The organism is Rhodanobacter sp. UC4452_H20, assembly GCF_052978205.1.
Genome location: NZ_CM129662.1, coordinates 1,278,252 through 1,300,423, shown reverse-complemented (window position 1 = coordinate 1,300,423; position 22,172 = coordinate 1,278,252). Strand labels below are relative to the sequence as shown.

23 protein-coding genes are annotated in these 22,172 nt (G+C 66.7%); 16 read left to right on the top strand and 7 right to left on the bottom strand.

Features of this window, described 5'->3' with window-relative positions:
* Positions 1 to 121: 121 nt before the first annotated feature.
* Together map and ACVCMC_RS06300 are read right to left on the bottom strand one after the other, a co-directional pair.
* Positions 122 to 889, bottom strand: a complete 768-nt coding sequence (gene map, locus ACVCMC_RS06305) for a type I methionyl aminopeptidase (protein ID WP_447099063.1) — start codon at positions 887 to 889, stop codon at positions 122 to 124.
* Positions 886 to 1,098: a ParD-like family protein gene (locus tag ACVCMC_RS06300; RefSeq protein WP_395121377.1), complete on the bottom strand. Its 213-nt coding sequence runs from the start codon at positions 1,096 to 1,098 to the stop codon at positions 886 to 888. The genes map and ACVCMC_RS06300 overlap by 4 nt, the downstream gene beginning before the upstream one ends.
* A gap of 202 nt (positions 1,099 to 1,300) precedes the next feature.
* On the opposite strand from ACVCMC_RS06300, the gene miaA reads away from it, so the two are divergent.
* The 6 genes from miaA to ACVCMC_RS06270 all read left to right on the top strand — a co-directional run bounded on the left by miaA (position 1,301) and on the right by ACVCMC_RS06270 (position 7,520).
* Positions 1,301 to 2,269, top strand: a complete 969-nt coding sequence (miaA, locus tag ACVCMC_RS06295) for a tRNA (adenosine(37)-N6)-dimethylallyltransferase MiaA (RefSeq protein WP_447099062.1) — start codon at positions 1,301 to 1,303, stop codon at positions 2,267 to 2,269.
* A gap of 132 nt (positions 2,270 to 2,401) precedes the next feature.
* Positions 2,402 to 2,686: an RNA chaperone Hfq gene (gene hfq, locus ACVCMC_RS06290; protein WP_395118103.1), complete on the top strand. Its 285-nt coding sequence runs from the start codon at positions 2,402 to 2,404 to the stop codon at positions 2,684 to 2,686.
* 57 nt (positions 2,687 to 2,743) lie between these two features.
* The gene (gene hflX, locus ACVCMC_RS06285; RefSeq protein WP_447099061.1) at positions 2,744 to 4,045 is read left to right on the top strand and encodes a ribosome rescue GTPase HflX; all 1,302 of its coding nucleotides are present in this window, start codon (positions 2,744 to 2,746) and stop codon (positions 4,043 to 4,045) included.
* Positions 4,046 to 4,212: 167 nt separating this feature from the next.
* Positions 4,213 to 5,283, top strand: coding sequence for an FtsH protease activity modulator HflK (gene hflK / locus ACVCMC_RS06280; protein WP_395118107.1), 1,071 nt, complete (start codon positions 4,213 to 4,215; stop codon positions 5,281 to 5,283).
* Positions 5,280 to 6,149 (top strand): protease modulator HflC, encoded by an 870-nt coding sequence (gene hflC, locus ACVCMC_RS06275; RefSeq protein WP_395118109.1) that lies wholly within the window; start codon positions 5,280 to 5,282, stop codon positions 6,147 to 6,149. Before hflK ends, hflC begins: the two co-directional genes overlap by 4 nt.
* A 78-nt stretch (positions 6,150 to 6,227) precedes the next feature.
* Positions 6,228 to 7,520, top strand: coding sequence for an adenylosuccinate synthase (locus ACVCMC_RS06270; RefSeq protein ID WP_447099060.1), 1,293 nt, complete (start codon positions 6,228 to 6,230; stop codon positions 7,518 to 7,520).
* Positions 7,521 to 7,566: 46 nt separating this feature from the next.
* Here ACVCMC_RS06270 and smpB read toward each other — a convergent pair whose 3' ends face one another.
* Positions 7,567 to 8,055, bottom strand: a complete 489-nt coding sequence (gene smpB / locus ACVCMC_RS06265; protein WP_395118114.1) for an SsrA-binding protein SmpB — start codon at positions 8,053 to 8,055, stop codon at positions 7,567 to 7,569.
* A 141-nt stretch (positions 8,056 to 8,196) separates the two neighbouring features.
* Here smpB and ACVCMC_RS06260 point away from each other — a divergent pair, with 141 nt between their 5' ends.
* On the top strand, positions 8,197 to 8,628 hold the full coding sequence (locus tag ACVCMC_RS06260; protein ID WP_447099059.1) for a type II toxin-antitoxin system RatA family toxin: 432 nt from the start codon (positions 8,197 to 8,199) through the stop codon (positions 8,626 to 8,628).
* Entirely contained in the window at positions 8,621 to 8,902 is a 282-nt protein-coding gene (locus tag ACVCMC_RS06255; RefSeq protein WP_395118118.1) for an RnfH family protein, read from the top strand. Before ACVCMC_RS06260 ends, ACVCMC_RS06255 begins: the two co-directional genes overlap by 8 nt.
* 24 nt (positions 8,903 to 8,926) lie before the next feature.
* On the opposite strand, the gene ACVCMC_RS06250 is transcribed toward ACVCMC_RS06255, so the two are convergent.
* Entirely contained in the window at positions 8,927 to 9,385 is a 459-nt protein-coding gene (locus ACVCMC_RS06250) for an outer membrane protein assembly factor BamE (protein ID WP_447099058.1), read from the bottom strand.
* A gap of 76 nt (positions 9,386 to 9,461) precedes the next feature.
* On the opposite strand from ACVCMC_RS06250, the gene fur reads away from it, so the two are divergent.
* Entirely contained in the window at positions 9,462 to 9,884 is a 423-nt protein-coding gene (gene fur, locus ACVCMC_RS06245) for a ferric iron uptake transcriptional regulator (RefSeq protein WP_395118122.1), read from the top strand.
* A gap of 269 nt (positions 9,885 to 10,153) precedes the next feature.
* Here the strand turns inward: fur and ACVCMC_RS06240 are convergent, their stop codons facing one another.
* The gene (locus tag ACVCMC_RS06240) at positions 10,154 to 11,752 is read right to left on the bottom strand and encodes an MASE1 domain-containing sensor histidine kinase (protein ID WP_447099057.1); all 1,599 of its coding nucleotides are present in this window, start codon (positions 11,750 to 11,752) and stop codon (positions 10,154 to 10,156) included.
* A 96-nt stretch (positions 11,753 to 11,848) separates the two neighbouring features.
* Between ACVCMC_RS06240 and ACVCMC_RS06235 the strand changes: the two genes are divergently transcribed.
* A complete protein-coding gene (locus tag ACVCMC_RS06235) occupies positions 11,849 to 12,484 on the top strand; it encodes a response regulator transcription factor (protein ID WP_395118124.1) in 636 nt (211 codons plus the stop codon).
* 12 nt (positions 12,485 to 12,496) lie between these two features.
* On the opposite strand, the gene recN is transcribed toward ACVCMC_RS06235, so the two are convergent.
* Positions 12,497 to 14,170 carry a DNA repair protein RecN gene (gene recN, locus ACVCMC_RS06230; protein ID WP_447099056.1) on the bottom strand — a complete coding sequence of 558 codons (1,674 nt, stop codon included), beginning with the start codon at positions 14,168 to 14,170 and terminating at the stop codon, positions 12,497 to 12,499.
* 122 nt (positions 14,171 to 14,292) lie between these two features.
* On the opposite strand from recN, the gene hrcA reads away from it, so the two are divergent.
* From hrcA to dapB, 5 genes are all read left to right on the top strand, one after another.
* A complete protein-coding gene (gene hrcA, locus ACVCMC_RS06225) occupies positions 14,293 to 15,354 on the top strand; it encodes a heat-inducible transcriptional repressor HrcA (RefSeq protein ID WP_395118128.1) in 1,062 nt (353 codons plus the stop codon).
* Between the two features lie 81 nt (positions 15,355 to 15,435).
* Complete coding sequence (grpE, locus tag ACVCMC_RS06220; RefSeq protein WP_395118130.1) at positions 15,436 to 15,969, top strand: nucleotide exchange factor GrpE; 534 nt, start codon at positions 15,436 to 15,438, stop codon at positions 15,967 to 15,969.
* Between the two features lie 98 nt (positions 15,970 to 16,067).
* Positions 16,068 to 17,984 carry a molecular chaperone DnaK gene (gene dnaK, locus ACVCMC_RS06215; RefSeq protein WP_447099055.1) on the top strand — a complete coding sequence of 639 codons (1,917 nt, stop codon included), beginning with the start codon at positions 16,068 to 16,070 and terminating at the stop codon, positions 17,982 to 17,984.
* A gap of 109 nt (positions 17,985 to 18,093) precedes the next feature.
* Positions 18,094 to 19,221 (top strand): molecular chaperone DnaJ, encoded by a 1,128-nt coding sequence (gene dnaJ, locus ACVCMC_RS06210; protein ID WP_395118134.1) that lies wholly within the window; start codon positions 18,094 to 18,096, stop codon positions 19,219 to 19,221.
* An 82-nt stretch (positions 19,222 to 19,303) separates the two neighbouring features.
* Positions 19,304 to 20,095 (top strand): 4-hydroxy-tetrahydrodipicolinate reductase, encoded by a 792-nt coding sequence (gene dapB / locus ACVCMC_RS06205; RefSeq protein WP_395118136.1) that lies wholly within the window; start codon positions 19,304 to 19,306, stop codon positions 20,093 to 20,095.
* Positions 20,096 to 20,132: 37 nt separating this feature from the next.
* On the opposite strand, the gene ACVCMC_RS06200 is transcribed toward dapB, so the two are convergent.
* Positions 20,133 to 20,828: a 2OG-Fe(II) oxygenase gene (locus ACVCMC_RS06200; RefSeq protein WP_395118139.1), complete on the bottom strand. Its 696-nt coding sequence runs from the start codon at positions 20,826 to 20,828 to the stop codon at positions 20,133 to 20,135.
* Between the two features lie 215 nt (positions 20,829 to 21,043).
* On the opposite strand from ACVCMC_RS06200, the gene carA reads away from it, so the two are divergent.
* The gene (gene carA, locus ACVCMC_RS06195) at positions 21,044 to 22,171 is read left to right on the top strand and encodes a glutamine-hydrolyzing carbamoyl-phosphate synthase small subunit (RefSeq protein WP_395118141.1); all 1,128 of its coding nucleotides are present in this window, start codon (positions 21,044 to 21,046) and stop codon (positions 22,169 to 22,171) included.
* The last annotated feature ends 1 nt before the right edge of the window (position 22,172 follow it).

The window sequence follows — 22,172 nt, the reverse complement described above, 5'->3', positions numbered from 1 at the left end:
GCATGCATCAGGGCCCGCGTCATCGGCGCGGGCCCTTCCGTTTTCCGTGCGGCGAACCCGGTCATGCGCGGGGCCGCGCCAAACCCGGAGCGGCAGACGCCGGCATGGCAGGCGGCTTGATTCAGCCGGCCGGTCTTTCCTCGGGGCGCAGCGTCAGGACCCGCACGCCGTTTCGCGTCACCGCCACCGTATGCTCGAACTGTGCCGACCATTTTCCGTCCCGAGTGACGACCGTCCAGCCGTCATCCTCGGTCCGCACGGTCCGGCGGCCCTGGTTGAGCATCGGCTCGATGGTGAACACCATGCCCTCCCGCAATACCAGACCGGTTTGCGGCCTTCCCCAATGCAACACCTGCGGCGGTTCGTGCATTTCACGGCCGATTCCGTGCCCGCAATACTCCCTCACCACCGAGTAGCCATTCCGTCGGGCGTGATGCTCGATGGCATGGCCCACATCGCCGAGCCGGGCACCCGGGCGGACAGCCCTGATCCCCTTCCACATGGCTTCATGCGCCACCTGCACGAGTCGCTTGGCCGCTGGCGTCACATCGCCGACGAGGTAGGTCTTGCTGGAGTCGGCGATGAATCCATTTTTTTCCAGCGTGATGTCGAAATTCACGATGTCTCCGTCTCGCAGGATTTCCGACGGAGACGGGACACCGTGACAGACGACGTCGTTGCGTGAGGAGTTCAGTGCATGGGCATAGCCGTACTGCCCCTTGCTCGCCGGACGCGCAACGAGTTCGTCCACGATGTAGCTTTCGACCAGGTCGTTCACCTGCATGGTCGACATGCCGGCCAGGCTCAACTGGTCCACGTAGCCGAATACATCGGCCAATAGCCTGCCCGACTCGGCCATCAGCGCGACTTCTTCCGGTCGCTTGGTCATGCGGCACCGGGTGCGAGCGGCCGTGCCTCGACACCGGCGGCGTGGAGTTCCCGCATGAGAACCTCCTGGAAAGTCAGCGTGGGGCTCATTTCACACAACATGCCGACCTTGATCCAGAAGGCCGCCTGCGCGTTGATGGATCGGCACGTCACTGCGCTCGCCCTGCGAATCTGACTGTGCAGATCGTCGTCGATGTTCACGATACCCATAAAACGTTCCATATATGTTTCGTATATGGATGATATATTTTGGGGGTATGGCTGGGCAAGCGGCGGATGTCATGGCTCATGGTGGCGACGGCACACCCTTGGCATCATGTCTGCGCACTTTTCCACCTCGTGGGGTGAGTGCCGTCGGCCGCGAGGCCGCTGGCGGTGCGGGCAGGGCGGTGCTCTCGTCTAAACTGCCGCGATGCCCGTTGATTCCCGCCCCCTGGCCATCTTCCTGATGGGCCCCACCGCCTCCGGCAAGACCGCGCTGGCATGCGCGCTGAGCGAGCGGTTTCCGCTGGATCTGGTCAGTGTCGATTCGGCGCTGGTCTACCGCGGCATGGACATCGGCACGGCAAAACCCGACCCGGCGACGCTGGCGCGCCATCCGCATGCGCTGGTCGACATCCGCGATCCCGGCCAGCCGTATTCGGCGGCGGATTTCCGCGCCGATGCGCTGCCGGTGATGCAGCGGATCAGCGCGCAGGGCAGAGTGCCGCTGCTGGTCGGCGGTACCGGGCTGTACTTCCGTGCGTTGCAGCAGGGGCTGTCCGACCTGCCGGAAGCCGACCCGGCCACCCGTGCGCGGCTGGCTGCCGAGGCGCAACAGCTCGGCTGGCCGGCCTTGCATGCGCGGTTGGCGGCCCTCGATCCGGCCGCCGCCGGCCGGATCGGCTGCAACGACGTGCAGCGCCTGCAGCGTGCGCTGGAAGTGATCGAACTGACCGGCCGGCCGCTATCCGAATTGCAGCGCGGCGGGACGGCGGCGCGCTTTCCGTGGCGCGTGCTCAAGCTGGCGCTGCTGCCGACCGACCGGCGCGTGCTGCACGAGCGCATCGCCCGGCGTTTCGACACGATGCTGGCGGAGGGCTTTCTGGACGAGGTGCGCGCACTGCGGGCGCGCGGCGACCTGCACGCCGACCTGCCGGCGATCCGCGCGGTCGGCTACCGGCAGGCGTGGGAACACCTCGATGGCCAGACCGATGCGGCCACGTTCCGCGACCGCGCCATCTACGCCACCCGCCAGTTGGCCAAGCGCCAGATCACCTGGCTGCGCAGCGACACCGGCATCCGGATCGTCGAGCCGGATCGGCCCGATCTCGGCGAGCGGGTGCGCGCGGCGGTGGGCCTGTTTGTCGACGGCCCGGCCGGGGTCATGCCACCAGCGTGACCCAGTCCACCGTCGTGGAGCAAAAATCTTCTTTCATCAAGCATTTGAAAGCAGTTAACATCCGATCTTGTTGGGCCGGGGCGCCAGCGGCGTCTTTTCTCCGGTCTGGTCGTGGCAAGGGGAGAACAAGAAATGTCCAAGGGGCAATCGTTGCAAGATCCGTTTCTCAATGCGTTGCGGCGCGAGCGTGTGCCGGTGGCCATCTACCTGGTCAACGGCATCAAGTTGCAGGGCACGGTCGAGTCGTTCGACCAGTTCGTGGTGCTCCTGCGCAACCAGGTCAGCCAGATGGTGTACAAGCACGCCATTTCCACCGTGGTTCCGAGTCGCAACGTGCGCATCGGCAATGGTCACGATGGCCACGAAGGCCACGATCACCAGGCCGATACTTCGGCAACCGTCGAAGCGGGCACTTGATTGCGCGTGGGGTGATCCACATGAAGGGAGACTGTCCCCGCAGGATGCTGCCCCACCGTGTTTGACCGGCAAAAGAGAGGCGACCGCGCCGTCCTTGTACTTCCGCATTCGCGCGGCGAAGGCGATGCCGTGCGCCGCGCGGAGGAATTCGCCGAACTGGCCAAGTCGGCCGGTGCCGAGGTGTTGGCAACCATCGCCGCGCGCGTCGACGACGTCAATCCGCGTTACTACATCGGCAGTGGCAAGGCCGAGGAAGTCGCCGAGGCATCCCGTGCGCTGGAAGCCGACCTGGTGCTGGTCGACCACGTGCTCACTCCGGTGCAGGAGCGCAATCTGGAGAAACACCTCGGCGTGCGCGTGGTCGACCGTGCCGGTCTGATCCTGGACATCTTCGCCCAGCGCGCACGGTCCCACGAAGGCAAGCTGGAAGTGGAGCTGGCCCAGTTGAAGCACTTGGCCACGCGACTGGTGCGCGGCTGGACCCATCTGGACGCCCAGCGCGGTGGTGCCATCGGCAACCGCGGTCCCGGCGAAACCCAGCTCGAAACCGACCGTCGTTTGCTGGCGGTGCGGGTGAAGATGCTCACCAAGCGGCTGGAAAAAGTGCAGACCCAGCGTGGTCAGCAACGCCGTTCGCGCTTGCGCAACACCGTGCCGCGGGTGGCGCTGGTCGGTTACACGAACGCCGGCAAATCCACCCTGTTCAACGCCTTGACCCGCGGCTCGGTCTACGCCGCCGATCAGTTGTTCGCCACGCTCGACCCCACGGTGCGCAAGATCGAGGACCTGGCCTGCGGCCCGGCGGTGATCGCCGACACCGTGGGCTTCATCCGCGAACTGCCGCATGACCTGGTCGCCGCGTTCCGCGCCACCCTGGCCGAGGCCCGCGACGCGGACCTGCTTCTCCACGTCGGTGACGCTGCCGACGAGGAGCGCGTGCGCCTGCATCGGGTGGTCGATGCCGTGCTGGAGGACATCGACGCCGGCGACGTCCCGCAGTTGCAGGTGATGAACAAGATCGACCTGGCCGGTACCGAGCCGCGGATCGAGCGCGACGCAACCGGCAAGCCGGTGCGGGTATGGCTGTCGGCCGCCACCGGCGCCGGCGTCGACCTGCTGCGCCAGGCGCTGGGCGAATTGCTTGGCGGCGACCGCGTGCAGTCGCCGCTGCATCTGCCCTTGTCCGCCGGGCGGCTGCATGCGCGCCTGAAGGCGGCCGGGGCGATCAGTGCCGAGCACGTGGACGAACACGGCTGGCAGCTGCGCATCGACGCGCCGCGCAGCGTGATAGCGCCGCTCAGCGGTGGTGAGGGCGCCGAGGCAGTGCTGTTGCGGGAACTGTTGAGTGCGGCCGGTTGATCGGCCGCGCCCGGACGGTTTCGGCTGCCTCTGCTAGAATACGCAGCGTTTGCGTCGGCCATGGCGGCATCGATGGTCCAGTGGTCACCTCGCCGTGTGCGAGGTGGAAGAAAGGCATGTTCCGGCCGTCGTTGCCGGCCTCCCGACGGCTTCAAGGAGACTGACTCGTGGCGTGGAATGAACCCGGAAAGAACGGGCAGAGCGATCCGTGGAACCGCAAGCGTCCTTCCGGCAAGTCGCCGCTGGACGACCTGCTGGCAAAGCTGAAGAACCGTGGCGGGAAGTTCGGCCAGGGCTCCGGCGGCATCCTCACCGGCGTGCTGGTGCTGATCGTGGTGGGCCTGCTGTTCAGCAGCTACACGATCATCGGCGCGCGCCAGCAGGGCGTGGTGCTGCGCTTCGGCCAGTACTCGCGCACCTTGCCGCCCGGCTTCCACCTGAAGTTTCCGCAGCCGATCGAATCGGTCACCAAGGTCGAGGCCACGCGTATCCGCTCGGTCACCGACAAGGTGGCCATGCTGACCCGCGACGAGAACATCATCACGATCGACTTCACCGTGCAGTACCAGGTGGATGATTCGCGCAAGTACCTGTTCTCGCTGACCGATCCGGACGGCACCATCAGTGCCGCCGCCGAAGCCGCCGTGCGCGGCGTGATCGGCGGCAGCGACATGGACCAGGTCCTGTCGGCGGCCGGTGCCAACCTGGTCACCCAGGCGCAGCAGGCGTTGCAGCGGACGCTGGACGTCTACGATTCGGGCTTGCGCGTCACCGAGGTGAGCTTCCAGAACGTGGCGCCACCCGATGAGGTGAAGGACGCCTTCGACGACGTCAACAACGCGCGCGAAGACAAGCAGAGCATCGAGAACGCCGCGCTGGCCTATTCCAGCAAGGTCGTGCCGGTGGCGCGCGGCGAAGCGGCCCGCATCGCCGCGGAAGCGGCTGGCTACAAGGCCGAGCGCGTCGCCCGCGCCGAAGGCGACACCGATCGCTTCAACCTGTTGCTGGCGCAGTACAAGGCAGCGCCCGAAGTGACCCGCAAGCGGTTGTGGCTGGAGACCATGGAAGAGGTGATGGCACACAACACCAAGATCGTCGACGACGCCAGCGGTCGCAACATCATCAACCTGCCCTCGACGCCGGGCGCCGCATCCCAGGCGGGGACGACCCAGGTCGGCGCGATCGTGCCGCCCCCCGCAACGGCAAGCAGTGCGAGCGACAAGGGAGCACAGCCATGAACCGCATCGTTGCCGCATTCGTTGCCGTCGTGGTGATCCTGCTCGGCTTGAGCAGCATGTTCGTGGTGAGCGAAGGCCACAGCGCATTGGTCCTGCAATTCGGTCGCATCGTGCACACGGACTACCAGCCGGGCCTGCATTTCAAGCTGCCCGTGCTGCAGCAGGTGATTCATTTCGACAAGCGCATCCTGTCGCTCGACGCGCCGCCCGAGCGCTACTTCACCTCCGAGAAGAAGAGCGTCAACGTCGATTTTTACGTCAAGTGGCGCATCGCCGACAACGCGGCCTATTACCGCGCCACCGGCGGCGACCAGCTGCAGGCCGCGCAGCGGCTCACCCCCATCGTCAAGGACGCGCTGCGGTTCGAGTTCAATGCACGCACCTTGCCCGACCTGATCTCCGGCGGGCGCAAGGACATCACCGAGCGGGTGCGTGCTCAGACCGATCTTTCGGCGCGCAAGAACCTGGGCATTGCGGTGGTCGACGTGCGCATCAAGCGCATCGACCTGCCCAACGAGGTCAGCGAATCGGTGTACAAGCGGATGCGTGCCGAGCGCCTGCAACTGGCCAATGAACTGCGTTACACGGGCCAGGAAGCGGCGACCCGGATCAAGGCCGACGCGGATCGCCAGGCGCAGGTGCTGGAAGCCGATGCCAACCGGGATGCCGCCAAGGTGAAAGGCGAGGGCGATGCCGAAGCCGCCGCGATCTATGCGCGTGCCTACAGCAAGGACCCGGAGTTCTACGCGTTCTATCGCAGCCTGGCGGCCTATCGTGCGTCGATGGAAACCGGCAACGGCGTGCTCATCCTCAAGCCTGATTCGCCGTTCCTGCATTACTTCGACGACCCCGCACCGCGGAAGTAGGCCGCATCGACCCGCGCAGCGGGCGTTTACCCAGGCAGCCCCGTGGCGGGGCGGCAAACTAACGAAACGAGAGTTCACATGGGCAAGTCAGTCGTAATCCTGGGCGCGCAGTGGGGCGACGAGGGCAAGGGCAAGATCGTCGACCTGCTGACCGAGCGGGTCAGCGCGGTGGTGCGCTTCCAGGGCGGCCACAACGCCGGCCACACGCTGGTGATCAAGGGCAAGAAGACCGTGCTGCACCTGATTCCCTCGGGCATCCTGCGCGAAGACGCGCTGTGCCTGATCGGCAACGGGGTGGTGCTGTCGCCCGAGGCGCTGATCAACGAGATCAGCGAATTGGAAGCCAACGGCGTCGAAGTGCGCTCCCGCGTCAAGATCAGCCCGGCGACACCGCTGATCATGCCGTACCACATCGCCGTCGACAAAGCTCGTGAAATCGCCGCCGGCGGCAAGGCCATCGGCACCACCGGCCGTGGCATCGGTCCGGCCTACGAGGACAAGGTTGCCCGCCGTTCGATCCGCGTTGCCGACTTGATGTACCCGCACGAATTGCCCGCGTTGCTCAAGACCGCGGTGGACTACCACAACTTCATCCTTACCCAGTGGCTGAAAGCCGAGCCGGTCGATTACGACACCGTGCTGAAAGATGCGCTGGCCTGGGGCGAGTACATCCGCCCGCTGGTCGACGACGTCGCCACCATCCTGCACGACGTGCGCAAGGGCGGCGGCAACATCCTGTACGAGGGCGCGCAGGGCGCGCTGCTGGACATCGACCACGGCACCTACCCGTACGTCACCTCCAGCAACACCACCGTCGGCGGCGCGCTGGCCGGCACCGGCGTGGGTACGCAGGACATCGACTACGTGCTGGGCATCTGCAAGGCCTACGCCACCCGCGTCGGCAGCGGTCCGTTCCCGACCGAACTCAATGACGAGATGGGCGAGCTGCTGCGCAAGAAGGGCAACGAGTTCGGCGCCAGCACGGGCCGTCCGCGCCGCTGCGGCTGGATCGACCTGGTCGCGCTCAAGCGCGCCACCCAGATCAACGGCATCAACGGCCTGGCGATCACCAAGCTCGACGTGCTCGACGGCCTGTCCACCATCAAGGTCTGCATTGCCTACGAATACCGGGGCAAGCGCCGCGAGCTGGCGCCGCTGGATGCGGACGGCTGGGACGAGTGCAAGCCCGTCTACCTGGAATTTCCCGGCTGGGAAGAATCCACCGCCGGTATCCGCGACTGGAACAAGCTGCCGCCCGCCGCCCGCGCCTACCTGCGCGCCGTCGAGGAACTGTCCGGTTGCCGCCTGGCGCTGGTCGCAACCGGTGCGGACCGGGAAGACACCATCGTGCTGGATGACCCGTTCGCCTGAGGTCCGTACGCCCCGCCGCGCACTGGCGCAAGGCGGGGTTCGCTGATCAGGCGCGGTTGTGCGAGCGCATGGTGCGCTGCTTCTCGATCTGCCAATCGCGTTGCTTCTCGGTCTCGCGCTTGTCGTGCTCCTGCTTGCCGCGGGCCAAGCCGATCTCGACCTTGACCTTGTTGCCTTTCCAGTACATCGCCGTGGGCACCAGGGTGTGGCCCTTGCGTTCGACCGCACCGACCAGCTGGTCGATCTCCTTGCGGTGGAGCAGCAGCTTGCGGGTGCGCCGATCCTCGGCGATGACGTGCGTCGACGCGCTGATCAGCGGCGGGATCGAGCAGCCGACCAGGAACACCTCGTTCCTGAGGACCACCGCATAACTGTCGCCGAAATTGATGCGGCCGGCACGCAGTGCCTTCAGCTCCCAGCCTTGCAGGGCAACGCCGGCCTCGAAGCGCTGGTCGATGTGATATTCGAAGCGCGCGCGCTTGTTCAGCGCGATGGTGCCGCCGCCCTTGGTGTCCTTGTCCTTGCTCTTGGCCATGTCCGCTAAACTTCGGGCCACTGGGCGGCCGCATTGCCCGCCGCCCCATCGGGGCGACGCATTTGTCGAGATGGCGCCTCGGGGCGGGCGCTCACTTGATCTTCGCATTCATGGATGAATGCACAAGCCCGAGAGGTTGTCGTGATCGAAATACGTCGCAGCGCGTTGGTGAAGTACTCGCCGGCGCAGATGTTCGAACTGGTCAATGAGGTGGAAGCATACCCAAAGCGCTTCGCCTGGTGTGCGGACGCCGAAGTGCTGGAGCGCGGCGACAACGTGGTGGTGGCCAGGCTGGATCTCAAGTTTGCCGGGTTCAGCCAGAGCTTCACCACGCGCAACGTGCTCGACGCGCCGCGGCGCCTGGAGATGAACCTGGTCGAAGGACCATTTCGCAGCCTGCATGGCGTGTGGGACTTCACCGCGCTGGGTGATGCCGGCAGCAAGGTCGCCTTTGCGCTTGATTTCGATTACGCGGGCAGGCTCGGCGGTGCCGCCTTGCGGCTCGGCTTCCAGGGGCTGGCCGGGCGCATGGTGGATGACTTCTGCCGCGAAGCGGAGCGCCTCCATGGTTGAGCCGTCGATCGGCATCGAGGTGGTGTTTGCCGATGGCGATTCGGTGGTGGTGCGTCGTCGCGTGCAGGTCGCCGACGGTTGCACGGTGGCCGAGGCGGTCACCGCCAGCGGCATCGCGTCGTCGCTGCCGGCAGGTGCCATCGATCCGGCCCGGCTGGGCATCTTCGGACACAAGGTCGTTGCCGGGCAGCGCGTGCGCGACGGTGACCGCATCGAGATCTGCCGACCGCTGACACTCGACCCGATGGAGGCGCGGCGCCGGCGTTCGCGCTGAAACCTTGCCGTCCGCGCGCCAGCCTCAATGGCTGCCGTCGGTCCCCTGGCCCAGGCCGCCGTCGTTCTTCTTGTCATCCGGTGACTGGCTCTTGTCGCCCTGGGTTTCGTTCGCCGGATAACCCGAGTTGTACTTGCGGCTTTCCCTGATCAGCTGCTGCGGGTCGCGGGCGAAGAAGTCGCCTTCGGTGTGCACCAGGGTGTCGTTGTTGAAGGTCAGCTTGAACGTGCGCACCTTGGGCTTGCCGCCGCGGCGGGACTGGGTGGACACGTAGTCCCAGCGGCTGTTGTCGAACGGCGTGCGCACCGATGGCGTGCCGAGCAGCAGAAGGACCTGGTGCTTCGTCATCCCCGGTTTGAGCTGATCCACCATCTTTTCGTCCAGCAGATTGCCTTGCTGCACGTCCGGCGTGTACGCGATGTGGCAACCGGCGACGGCAAGTGCCAGCAGCGCAACAACCGGCAGGATGATCAGCTTTTGCATGCGTGTTGCGTCCAGGGTCGTGAAGGTGTCGGATGATACACTACCGGCTCGGGCTCGCCGTGCGTGGAGAGAGGCTATGGAACAGGAAACCAGAGAGCTGCGTCGGGTCGGTCTCAAGGTGACCCATCCGCGCATGCGCATCCTGCAGGTGTTCGACGACGAGAGCGAACGCCACTTGACGGCCGAGGACGTGTACAAGCACCTGCTGGCCCAGAAGGAGGACATCGGGTTGGCGACCGTGTATCGGGTGCTGACCCAGTTCGAGGCGGCGGGGATCATCGTCAAGCACAATTTCGAAGGCGGCCAGGCAGTCTACGAACTCGATCGCGGCAAACACCACGACCACATGATTGACGTGGACAGCGGCAAGGTGATCGAGTTCATCAGCGAGGAGATCGAGCGCCTGCAGCACGAGATCGCCGCCAAGCACGGCTACGTGATCGAGGATCACAGCCTGGTGCTCTACGTGCGCCCGAAACAGCGCGCCCGCAAGGATTGAAGCCGGGCGCCCGACGCCTCGTTCGTATTCGTCATGCCACGAAAAAAACCGCAGGTGGACTCCTGTCCGCCTACGGTTGATGCCTTGCCGGTCGGATGGCGCGCGGTGCGCGCGCGTATCCATCCGGCAGCGGCGAAACGGCATCCTGCCGTTTTCTCAGAATCACCGTCCCCACGGTGACCCTGATCCGCCATCTCACGACGGCGGTTCCCCCACATCGATGACGACATCCTAACGATGTCTTCACGTTGCGCATATCGGAAAAATTCCTAGTCCAGGCGACTGCGTTCGGTGCCGCTTTTGTTGCCTCGCAGCAAAATACGCAGGTGCACGCCAGGGTGGTCGGTGCGCAGGCGGAACTGTCCGCCCAGCGAGGTCACCCGGTCGCGCATGCCCTGCAGGCCCCGCCCGCCGCGCGGGAGGCGATGGGGCAGGCCGGTACCGTCATCACGCAGATCGAGCAGGGCGACGGCGATGCCGTTGCGTTCGCCGATGCGCAGCCGCAGGCGGAATTCACTGGCGCAGGCGTGCTTGACGGTGTTGGTGGCGCTTTCCTGAGCCAGCCGGTAGATCGCCGTGCGGGTGTCATCGTCGAGCAATCGCGGGTCGCCGTGGAGTTCCACGTGGTAGCGCATGCCGGCACTGGTCAGCAGGTCGCGGATCGGGCCTTCATCCAGCGCGCGCAGCAGGCCGAACTCGTCCAGGATCGCCGGGCGCAGGTCGTCCAGCAGGCGATGCAGAGCGCGGCGCATGTGGGCGAGGATGGTGTTGATCGAGATGCTCACGTCGTCCATCCCGACCTCGTGCAAACGCGCCTGGGCCAGTTTCACGTGGGTCTGGATCGCGGTGATGTTCTGGCCCAGTTCGTCATGCAGTTCGGCCGCAAGATGCCGCCGCTGGTTCTCGTCGGCCTGCAGGTTGCCGCGTGCGGCGTCACGCAGTTGTTGGGCCAGATGATCCAGGCGGCGATTGACGGCCCCGAGGTAGACGTTCTGCTCCGCCACCCGTTCGCTGCTGCGCCGCAGGGCGTCGGTGGCCGAACCGAGCATCAGCGCGCCGGTGCCTGCCACGGCCAGGAACAGGTAGGCGGCGGCGGTCGAGGGCGTGTGGCCCAGGTGCACGTCCACCAGGGTCATGCCCAGACTGGTGATCAGCATGGCGAGGCTGGCGCCGCGCCAGCCATGGCGGAAGGCGAAAAACAGCACCGGCGCCAGCGACAGCACCCGCGCGAACTGCGGCTGCGGCGCGGCGCGCTCGGACAGCACCAGCAGGATGGCCATGGATGGTGCCAGCACCAGCAGCACGTCCGTCAGCAGGCGCATCACCGAGGCACGCTCCAGCCGCGTGTGCAGCAGCATGATCAACACCGGCGCCACCAGCAGGATGGCCAGATAGTGGCTGAGCAATTCCTCGGCGATGACGCGGATCATCAACTCTGGCGTTTCCGACCAGTTGGTGAATGCGAGCAGCGCGGCGTCCGCGGCGGTCGTGACCGTGACCACCAGCACCACCGAAAGCAGCAGCCGGGTCACGTCCTGCGGGCTGTGCAGGCTGGGATGCAGGTGCAGCCGGCGCAGCAGCCACATGCAGGCCATCATCACCAGGAATGCCGGCAGCACGTCTGCCAGCACGCCGCTGATGTGCAGCGGTGATCCATGCCACCAGGCGGCGCCGGCGCAGGCGAGCAGTTCCGCGGCGAGCAACCAGCCCCAGTGGCGCAACGGTACCAGCAGAAGTGCGGTGAAACGCAGGCCGTAGGGCAGCATCCAGTAGGGTTGTGCCGTGGCGCCGAGCAGCAGCCACAGCACCAGATAACCTGCGCCGATGAGCGGCCCGGAATCGGGCAGGAGAGATGGCTTGAATCGCATCCGGCGATGGTACATGCGCCGTGCGCGGGGTGGCGTGCCGGGGTACTTGGCCTGGCGTGCTGTCCCGGGCGCGCCTTCCTGTGTCAGAGTAGGAAGATGTACAGCATCGTTCTGGTTGACGACCACGCCATCGTTCGAGAGGGCTTCAAGCGCCTGATCGAGCTGGAATCGGACCTGGAAGTGGTTGCCGAATGCCGCAACGGCGACGACGCGGTAGAGGCGGTCGGCCACTGGCGCCCGGACCTGGTGGCGCTGGATCTTTCCTTGCCCGACGGCAGCGGTTTGCCGTTGATCGAGCATCTGCTCAGCGTGCATGCGGCCACTCGCGTGGTCGTGTTGAGCATGCATGATGGCGACGCTTACGTTTCCGAGGCGTTGCGCCGCGGGGCCAGCGGGTTCGTCACCAAGGGCGTCGCGCCGGAGGAACTGGTGGCGGGCCTGCGCGCCGTGATGCAGGGCGAGTGCTTCCTCAGCTCGGACCTGCGCCAGCGCCGCACCGAGCGCCCCAACGACGCGCTCGATCCGGTCAACCGGCTGACCGCCCGCGAGCGCGAAGTGTTCCTGTTGCTGGCCGGGGGGCGCACGCCCAAGCAGGTCGCTGCCGACCTCGGCATTGGCCAGAAAACCGTGTACATCCACCGTGCCAGCCTGATGGGCAAGCTCGGCGCCGGATCGGAACTGGACCTCTATCGCATGGCGACCGAGCGCGGCCTGCTGTCGACGACGGTCTGAGGACAGCCGCCTTCAGGTCGCCTGCGCGCGCTCCAGCATCTGCCTGGCGTGAGCCCGGGTCTCGCGGGTGATTTCCACGCCGCCGAGCATGCGAGCCAGCTCGTCGCGCCGGCCTGCGGCGTCCAGTTGTTCGATCCGCGTGCGGGTGGTGTCGCCGTCGCTCTGCTTGCTCACCCGCAAGTGGGCGTGACCTTGCGCGGCGACCTGCGGCAGGTGGGTCACGCAGAGCACCTGGCGACGGCTTCCCAGCGCACGCAGTTTCTGGCCGACCACCTCGGCGACCGCGCCGCCGATGCCGCTGTCGACCTCATCGAAGACCATGCTGCCGATCGAATCCTTGCCCAACGTAGCCACTTCGATGGCCAGACTGATGCGCGCAAGTTCGCCGCCGGAGGCGACCTTGCGCAGCGGCCGCGGTGGCTGGCCAGGATTGGCGCTGACCAGCAGCTCGCAGCGCTCCCGGCCCTGGGCGTCGGGTTCGTCGCCGGGCGTCGGCACCAGCTCGACGCGCAGTACGCCACCGGCCATGCCGAGTTCGCCCATCAGCGCACTGACTTCCTCGCCGAGCTTCGTCGCGGCAGCCATGCGCGATTGACCCAGCAGGTCCGCCGCGCGGGAGTATTCCTGTTGCAGGCGCTGAAGCTGACCGCTCAACTGTTCCAGTGCGTCGCCGGCGCCTTCGAGTTCGGCGTGCTCGGCGCGCAGCGCCAGCAGCCTCTCGTGCAGGGCTTCCGGCGGCAGCCGGTGGCGGCGCGAGAGCGCGTGCAGATGGCTCAGCTGCTGGTCGAGCGCGGCGTAGCCGGCCGGATCGAGGTCGACGTCTTGCGCATAGCGGCCCAAGCCGTCGGCGGCTTCGCCCAACTGGATACCGGCGTTGTCGAGCAGCTCCAGCCAGGGTGTCAGCCGGTCGTCCAGGGCCGCGAGCTTGCCCAGCTCGGCATGCGCTCGACCCAGTGCCCGGCGCAGGGCGAACTCGCCCTCGCCATCGAGCAGTTCCACCACGCCGGCGCTGCCTTCCGCCAGGCGGTCGGCGTTGGCCAGGCGCTTGTGGTTGGCCTCCAGTTCGGCCAGTTCGGTGGGTGGCAGCGCCCATTGCTCCAGTTCCGCCAATTCATGGCGCAGCAGCTCCAGCCGAAGTTCGTGATCCTCGCCGCCACTGAGCTTGTGCATGCGCTGGTTCAACTCGCGCCACTGCTCCGCCTGGCGGCGCACCTGGGCGATCAAGTCATCGTGGCCCGCATAAGCGTCGAGCAAGGCCAGCTGATGGGCCCGCGAGAGCAGCGCCTGGTGTTCATGCTGGCCGTGGATCTCGACCAGCAAGGCGGCCAGCTCTCCGAGCTGGCGCGTGTTGGCGGGGCGGCCGTTGATCCAGGCGCGGGAGCTGCCTTCGGCACGCAACACTCGCCGCAACTGGCAGTTGCCGTCTTCGTCGAGTTCCTCTCGGCGCAACCATGCCTGCGCGTCGGGCAGTCCGGTCAAATCGAACTCCGCGGCCAACTCGGCGCGGTCGCTGTCCGCGCGGATCATGCCGCTGTCGGCGCGTGCGCCGGTCAGCAGCATCAACGCGTCGACCAGCAGCGACTTGCCGGCGCCGGTCTCGCCGCTGACCACGGTCAGGCCGGGGCCGAAAGACACCTCGGCGGCCTCGACGACGGCAAAATGGCGGACATAGAGCGAAGTGAGCATGGGCAGTTCGGCATTGGAATGGGAGAATTGTAGCGGGAGCCCGGGTGGGCAAAACACCGCATTCGCTTGCAAGCCGCGCGTGCAGACCTTATTTCTGTCGGGTCTCAGGAACTGCTACGGACATGATCCTTCCACACGGCCATGACCTCGATGCCCGCACGCGGCGCCTGCTGCGCGCGCTGATCTCCCAGTATCTGGTCGACGGCGAGCCGGTGGGGTCGCGCACGCTGGCGCGCTCCTCGGGGCTGGACGTCAGTCCGGCGACGATCCGCAACATCATGGCCGACCTGGAAGACGCCGGCCTGGTCGCTTCGCCGCACACCTCGTCAGGCCGCGTACCCACGCCGCGCGGCCTGCGCCTGTTCGTGGACAGCCTGATCGAGTTGCAGCCCTTGCCGCGCGCCGAGCTGGCGCGCTTGCAGAGCGAACTGCCACCGGGGCCTGCCACCACGCGCGACCTGCTCGGCAACGTGTCGACTTTGCTCTCGGCGATGACCCGCTTTGCCGGCGTGGTGACGGTGCCGCGCCAGGCCGACTTCCCGCTGCGCCACATCGACTTCGTGGCCCTGCCCGATGCGCGGGTGCTGGTGATCCTGGTGTTTACCGACAACCAGGTGCAGAACCGCATCGTGCAACTGCTCAAGCCGTTGCCCGCCGGTGAGCTGGAGCGGGCGGCCAATTATCTCAACACCCACTTCGCCGGGCTGCGCGTGGACGATATCCGCGCCCACCTGCTGGCCGAGGTACGCGAAACCGGCAGCGAGCTCAACCGGCTGCTGGCCAGTACGGTGGAGCTGGCCACGGCCTCGTTCGCGCCGCAGGCCAGCGATGCCGACATGCTGGTCAGCGGGCAGACCAACCTGATGGCCTGCGCCGAGCTGGCCGACCTGCAGCGGCTGCGCGACCTGTTCGACGCGTTCCAGCAGAAGAACGAGCTGCTCCAGCTGATGGAAGTCTGCGCGAAGGCGCCGGGGGTACGGCTGTTCATCGGCGAGGAGTCGGGCTTCGCGGCACTGGATGGTTGCAGCGTGGTCACGGCCAGCTATGGCGCGCAGGGGCGAATGCTCGGCGCGGTCGGCGTGATCGGACCCACGCGCATGGCCTACGAGCGGGTGATTCCGGTCGTGCAGGCCACGGCCGGATTGCTGAGCGACGCCTTGAATCGGGTCGCGGTGACCCTATAACCGGCAGCAGAGGCGGGATTTCTGGTTGATTTGGATGGCGGGCCACGGTGCCGGCCGCGAACTTTTTGTTGGGAGTGACGCATGCACGACAACGACACCCAGGCGCATGACGAGGCCATGGACCCCGGGTCGGCACCAGCCGTCGACGGCGACCAGTTCGCCAAGCTGCAGGCCCGCGTGGCCGAACTGGAGGCGATCAACGCCGAGCTGCAGGAAACGGTCTTGCGCGAGAAGGCGGAGATCGAGAACCAGCGTCGGCGCCTGCATCGGGACCTGGAGCAGGCCCGGCGGTTTGCCAACGAGAAACTGCTGAACGAATTGCTGCCGGTATACGACGGACTGGAGAGCGGCCTGGCAGCCGAGGGCGGCGACGTCGCCTCGATACGCGAGGGCCTCGGTCTCACCCTGAAAGCGCTGCTCAAGGTCGCCGGGAACCACGGCATGGCGCAGGTCGATCCGATCGGCCAGCCGCTCGATCCCGAGCGCCACCATGCGGTGAGCATGGTCGCGGCCCCCGGCCAGGCGCCGGGCACCGTGGTCAGCGTGCTGCAGAAAGGCTACGTGCTGAACGATCGCCTGCTGCGTCCGGCGCTGGTCGCCGTGGCGAAGGACTGAGCGCATCGCACGCCGCCGTCGGCATTGAATCGCTGCGGCAGAACCCCATCTGGAAACCATCGCGGCCGCCGGGCCGCCAATAGATTCGGAGCATGAACATGGGCAAGATCATCGGCATCGACCTGGGCACCACGAACTCCTGCGTGTCCGTGATGGACGGCAGCACGACCAAGGTCATCGAGAACTCGGAAGGCGATCGCACCACGCCCTCCATCGTCGCCTTCACCAAGGACGGCGAGGTGCTGGTCGGTGCCTCGGCCAAGCGCCAGAGCGTGACCAACCCGAAGAACACCTTCTACGCGGTGAAGCGCCTGATCGGTCGCAAGTTCAACGACGCCGAGGTGCAGAAGGACCTGAACATCGTGCCGTTCGGCATCGTGGCGCACGACAACGGCGACGCCTGGGTGCAGACCTCCGACGGCAAGAAGATGGCGCCGCAGGAAATCTCCGCCAAGGTGCTGATGAAGATGAAGAAGACTGCCGAGGACTACCTCGGCGAGACGATCACCGAGGCGGTGATCACGGTGCCTGCCTACTTCAACGACAGCCAGCGCCAGGCGACCAAGGACGCCGGCCGGATCGCCGGCCTGGAAGTGAAGCGCATCATCAACGAGCCGACCGCGGCCGCGCTGGCCTATGGCTTGGACAAGAAGGGCGGCGACCGCAAGATCGTGGTCTATGACCTCGGCGGCGGCACCTTCGACGTGTCGATCATCGAGATCGCCGAAGTCGACGGCGAGAAGCAGTTCGAGGTGCTGGCCACCAACGGCGACACCTTCCTCGGTGGCGAAGACTTCGACATGCGCGTCATCGACTACCTGGTCGAGGAGTTCCAGAAGGAGCAGGGCATCGACCTGCGCAAGGACCCGCTGGCGCTGCAGCGCCTGAAGGATGCGGCCGAGCGCGCCAAGATCGAGCTGTCCTCCAACCACCAGACCGACGTGAACCTGCCGTACGTGACGGCCGACGCGTCCGGCCCGAAGCACCTCAACATCAAGCTGACCCGGGCCAAGCTCGAGGCGCTGGTGGAGGATCTGGTCAAGCGCACCATCGAGCCGTGCCGCACCGCGCTGAATGACGCCGGCCTGCGCGTGTCCGACATCAACGACGTGATCCTGGTCGGCGGCCAGACCCGCATGCCCAAGGTGCAGGAGGCAGTGAAGGACTTCTTCGGCAAGGAGCCGCGCAAGGACGTCAACCCGGACGAGGCCGTCGCCGTGGGCGCGGCGATCCAGGGCGGCGTGCTGGGTGGTTCGGTCAAGGACGTGCTGCTGCTCGACGTGACCCCGCTGTCGCTGGGCATCGAGACCATGGGCGGCGTGATGACCAAGCTGATCGAGAAGAACACCACCGTGCCGACCAAGGCGGCGCAGACCTTCTCCACCGCCGACGACAACCAGACCGCGGTGACCGTGCACGTGCTGCAGGGCGAGCGCGAGCGCGCCAGCGCGAACAAGTCGCTGGGCAAGTTCGACCTGCAGGGCATCGAGCCGGCGCCGCGCGGCATGCCGCAGATCGAGGTCACCTTCGACATCGACGCCAACGGCATCCTGCATGTGTCGGCCAAGGACAAGAAGACCGGCAAGGAACAGAAGATCGAGATCAAGGCCGGCTCGGGCCTGTCCGACGAGGAAATCCAGCGCATGGTCGCCGATGCCGAGGCGAACAAGGAAGAGGACAAGAAGTTCCACGAGCTGGTCGCCACCCGCAACAAGGCCGACCAACTGGTGCATGCCACCCGCAGCGCGCTGAAGGAACACGGCGGCAAGGTGCCGGCCGACCAGCTGTCCACGATCGAAGGCGCGTTGTCGGATCTGGAAAAGGCCAAGGATGGTGACGACAAGGCGGCGATCGAGGCCAAGGTCGAGAAGCTGGAACAGGTGGCCCAGGCGCTCTACGCCGCGGCGCAGGGCGGTCCGGCCGATGCCGGCGCGCAGTCCGCGCCGGGCGGCTCGGCGCAGCCGGACGACGTGGTCGATGCCGAGTTCACCGAAGTGAAAGACGACAAGAAGTAAGCGGCATCGTCATCGGCACTGCCCGATGGCCAGCCCGCGCCAGGAACGTTCCTGGCGCGGGCGGTTTTGCGGATGGTGCCATGGGGCGGACGAGCATGTGGATGCATGAATGAGCAAGCGTGATTACTACGAAGTGCTGGGTGTGGAACGCACCGTCACCGAAGTCGAACTGAAGAAGTCCTTCCGTCGGCTGGCCATGAAGTACCACCCGGATCGTTGCCCCGACGACCCGACCGCGCAGGACAAGTTCAAGGAGGCCAAGGAGGCCTACGAAGTGCTGTCCGACGAGCGCAAGCGTGCCTTGTACGACCAGCACGGCCACGCGGCGTTCGAAGGCGGCATGGGCGGCCGCGGCGGCGCCGGGTTCGGCGACGTGGGCGACATCTTCGGCGACATCTTCGGCGACATCTTCGGCAGGAATGGCGGTGGCCGCGGCCGGCCGCGCCGCGGCTCGGACCTGCGCTACATCATGGATCTCGACCTCGAGGAAGCCGTGTTCGGCGTCAGCAAGCAGATCGAGATCCCCACCCAGGTCAATTGCCATCACTGCAACGGCAGCGGTTCGGCCGACGGCAAGGTAGCCAAGTGCGCGACCTGCCATGGCCACGGCCAGGTGCGCATGCAGAACGGCATCTTCTCGATCCAGCAGGCTTGCCCGCATTGCGGCGGCACCGGCCAGGCAATCGAGAATCCCTGCCGCAAGTGCCACGGCGAGGGACGCATCGAGGAGACCCGCACGCTGTCCGTGCAGATCCCCGAGGGCGTCGACAACGGTGACCGCATTCGCCTGAGCGGGCAGGGCGAGGCCGGCCCGTCCGGCACGCCTGCCGGCGACCTCTACGTGGAAGTGCGCGTGCGCGAGCATGCGATCTTCCAGCGCGACGGCAGCGACCTGTATTGCGAACTGCCGATCCGCTTTTCGCAGGCTGCGCTGGGCGCCCAGTTGCCGGTGCCGACGCTGGAGGGCGAAGTCCCGATAAGCATTCCGCCGGAGACGCAGACCGGCGCGCAGTTCCGCCTGCGCGGCCGCGGCGTCAAGTCGGTGCGCAGCAGCCGCCACGGCGACCTGATTTGTCGGGTGGTGGTGGAAACGCCGGTGCGCCTGACGCGCCAGCAACGCGAGCTGCTGGAGTCGCTGGAGGCCACGTTCAGCGGCAGCGACGCCGACAAGCACACGCCGCGCGCCAAGGGCTGGGTCGACGGCGTGAAGAAATTCTGGTCCCGCGTGACCGCCTGAGGCGAAGCGGGCCTGCGGCCGCCACCCCGCGGCCGGGCTGCGCGGTTAGCATGGACGCCTGACCCCGAGGAATGCTGCGCCGATGACACGCCCCTTTCGACTCGCCGTGAACGGTGCCTCCGGCCGCATGGGCCGCGCCTTGCTCGACTTGCTGGGTGCCGACGGCGACGCCGAACTGGTGCATGCCGTGGTGGCGCCGGGGTCGATCCACGCCGGCCAGCCCGTGCCCGGTGTGGCAAACGGAACCCTTCGTTACGCGCATGACTGGACGCAGGCGCCGCCGATCGACGTCATTGTCGATTTCAGCACGCCTGCGGCGCTGGGAGCTGCGCTCGACCATTGTCTGGAGCGCGGCATCGCACTGGTCAGCGGCACCACCGGCATCGACGGCGCGCTGACGTCGCGGTTGGCCGATGCCGCGCGGCAGATCGCGGTCCTGCGCGCCGCCAACTTCAGCCTCGGCGTGGCGATGCTGGCGCGGCTGTTGCGCGAGGCGGCGTCGGCCCTGCCGGCCTGGGATCTGGAGATCGTCGAAGCGCACCACGGTCGCAAGCGCGATGCACCATCCGGCACCGCCCTGGCGCTTGGCGAGGCGGCGGCGGCCGCACGCCACACCACGCTGGAGGCTGCGGCGGCATTCGAGCGTGGCGGCGAGCGCGTCGACGGCAGCATCGGTTTCGCCGTGATCCGCGGTGGCGACATCGTGGGCGAGCACCAGGTCATGCTGATCGGTCAGGGCGAGCGGCTGGAGCTGGTCCACCGCGCCACCGATCGCTCGATCTTCGCGCGTGGCGCGCTGCATGCGGCGCACTGGCTCGCAGGCCGGCCAGCCGGTCAGTGGCGGCTGGACGACGTCATCGCCACGCGGCCCTGAGGCACTTCCTCCGGCGCTGCCGGAGCCTGCTCCCGGCTCAATCGCGGTGCGCGGCGTTGCGGCCCCGGCTGGCGCCGAACTTCCGGTCGAGGCCGCCGAAAACCTTCTTGAACGCCCGCGAGAACTTGCCGCGACGGGTCTTGCGCAGCTTCTCTTCCTCGCTGGTGAGCCAGGCGACCTGGATGACGCGGCGTTCGCCCTCGTACGGCAAATGGCCGTGGAAGGAGTTGTCGCAGCGCTTGAACACCGCAAACTCGCCGTACAGTGGAATCAGCTCGGGCATCACCATCGCGTCGATGTCGTCCATGCTGTGCAGGAATCGCAGGCAGCCGGCGCTGGTGTCAGGCCATTGGCCGTTGAGGTAGAGCAGGGCGGTGGCGATCTTCGACCGGCTGTCGGTGTGGATCGTGCCATGGCGCTTGTTGAGCATGCGGCACAGGGTAACCAGGGTGGGATAGCGATCCAGCTCCTCGATGCCCAGGCGCTTGCCGATGGCGCGGGCGAACTCCGGGGAGGTCAGGCCCTCGATCAGCGCATTGACGCTGGCGCCGCAATCGGCCGGTTCGTAGGGGAAGAATCCGGCGCTGGCATAGCGCGGGAAATCGCGATCGAGATCCGCACGCATCTCGTCGGGCAGTTGTCCGTGGGCGACCATGAACGGGAAAGGCTGGTGCCGGATCGTGGTATCCGGGCGATCGAGACGCGCGGGGTCCAGCAGTACGACGGCACCCATGGGACGTCCAGCTCCATTGAAATGAGGCCTAGTGTACCGTTCGCGCTCCATACGCGACGCACCGGGCATCGGCCGATTCATGCTGCCGCAAGGTGGACAGGAACGTGCCTGCAGCCTATCATTGCGACCCGCCCGGAAAGCTTCCCCTCCAAACTCCACAAGCCAGCAATACTGCGGCTTGCGGACTTTGCTGCATCAAAAAGGCGGTCCTTGTTATGTCGCATCCTGCCCTGCTGGCCCTCGAAGACGGCAGCATTTTTCATGGCCACGCCATCGGCGCCGTTGGCGAAACGGTCGGCGAAGTGGTCTTCAATACCGCCATGACCGGTTATCAGGAGATCCTCACCGATCCCTCCTACGCGCGCCAGATCGTCACGCTGACCTACCCGCACGTCGGCAACACTGGTGTCAACGAGGTGGATGTGGAGTCGAATCTCGTGCATGCCGCCGGCCTGATCGTGCGCGACGTGCCGCGGCGTGCCAGCAACTGGCGCTCCACTCGCAGCTTGCCCGACTACCTCGCCGACCACGGCACGGTGGCCATCGCCGGGATCGACACGCGCCGGCTGACCCGCATACTGCGCGAGAAGGGCGCGCTGGCCGGTTGCATCGTGGCGGGCGCGCAGGTCGACGCGGAAGATGCCCTGGCCAAGGCGCGCGGCTTCTCCGGCCTCGCCGGAATGGACTTGGCCAAGGTCGTGGGCACCGGCAAGCCCTACAGATGGAATCAGGGCTGCTATGACCTCGATCGCACGGCGTTCAACCAGCCGGCCATGCAGTTCAAGGTGGTGGCCTACGACTTCGGCACCAAGCTCAACATCCTGCGCCTGCTGGCCGAGCAGGGTTGCGACATTACCGTGGTGCCGCCGCAGACTCCCGCCGCGGAGGTGCTGGCGATGCAGCCCCATGGCGTGTTCCTTTCCAACGGCCCGGGCGATCCCGCTGCGTGCGATTACGCGATCGAGGCGACGCGCGTCTTCCTCGACGCGAAGATTCCGCTGTTCGGCATCTGCCTGGGCCATCAACTGATGGGGCTGGCGTTGGGCGGACGCACGCTGAAGATGAAATACGGCCACCACGGCGCCAACCATCCGGTGAAGGATCTGGACGACGGCCGCGTGCTGATCACCTCGCAGAACCACGGTTTCGCGGTCGATCCGGCCAGTCTGCCGGCCCATGTGCGGCTGACCCACCGCTCGCTGTTCGACGGTTCGCTGCAGGGTTTCGCGCTGACAGATCGCCCGGCCTTCTGTTTCCAGGGCCATCCCGAGGCCAGCCCGGGACCGCATGACATGGGCTATCTGTTCCAACGTTTCGCCAAGCTGATGCAGGAGGCTCGCTGAG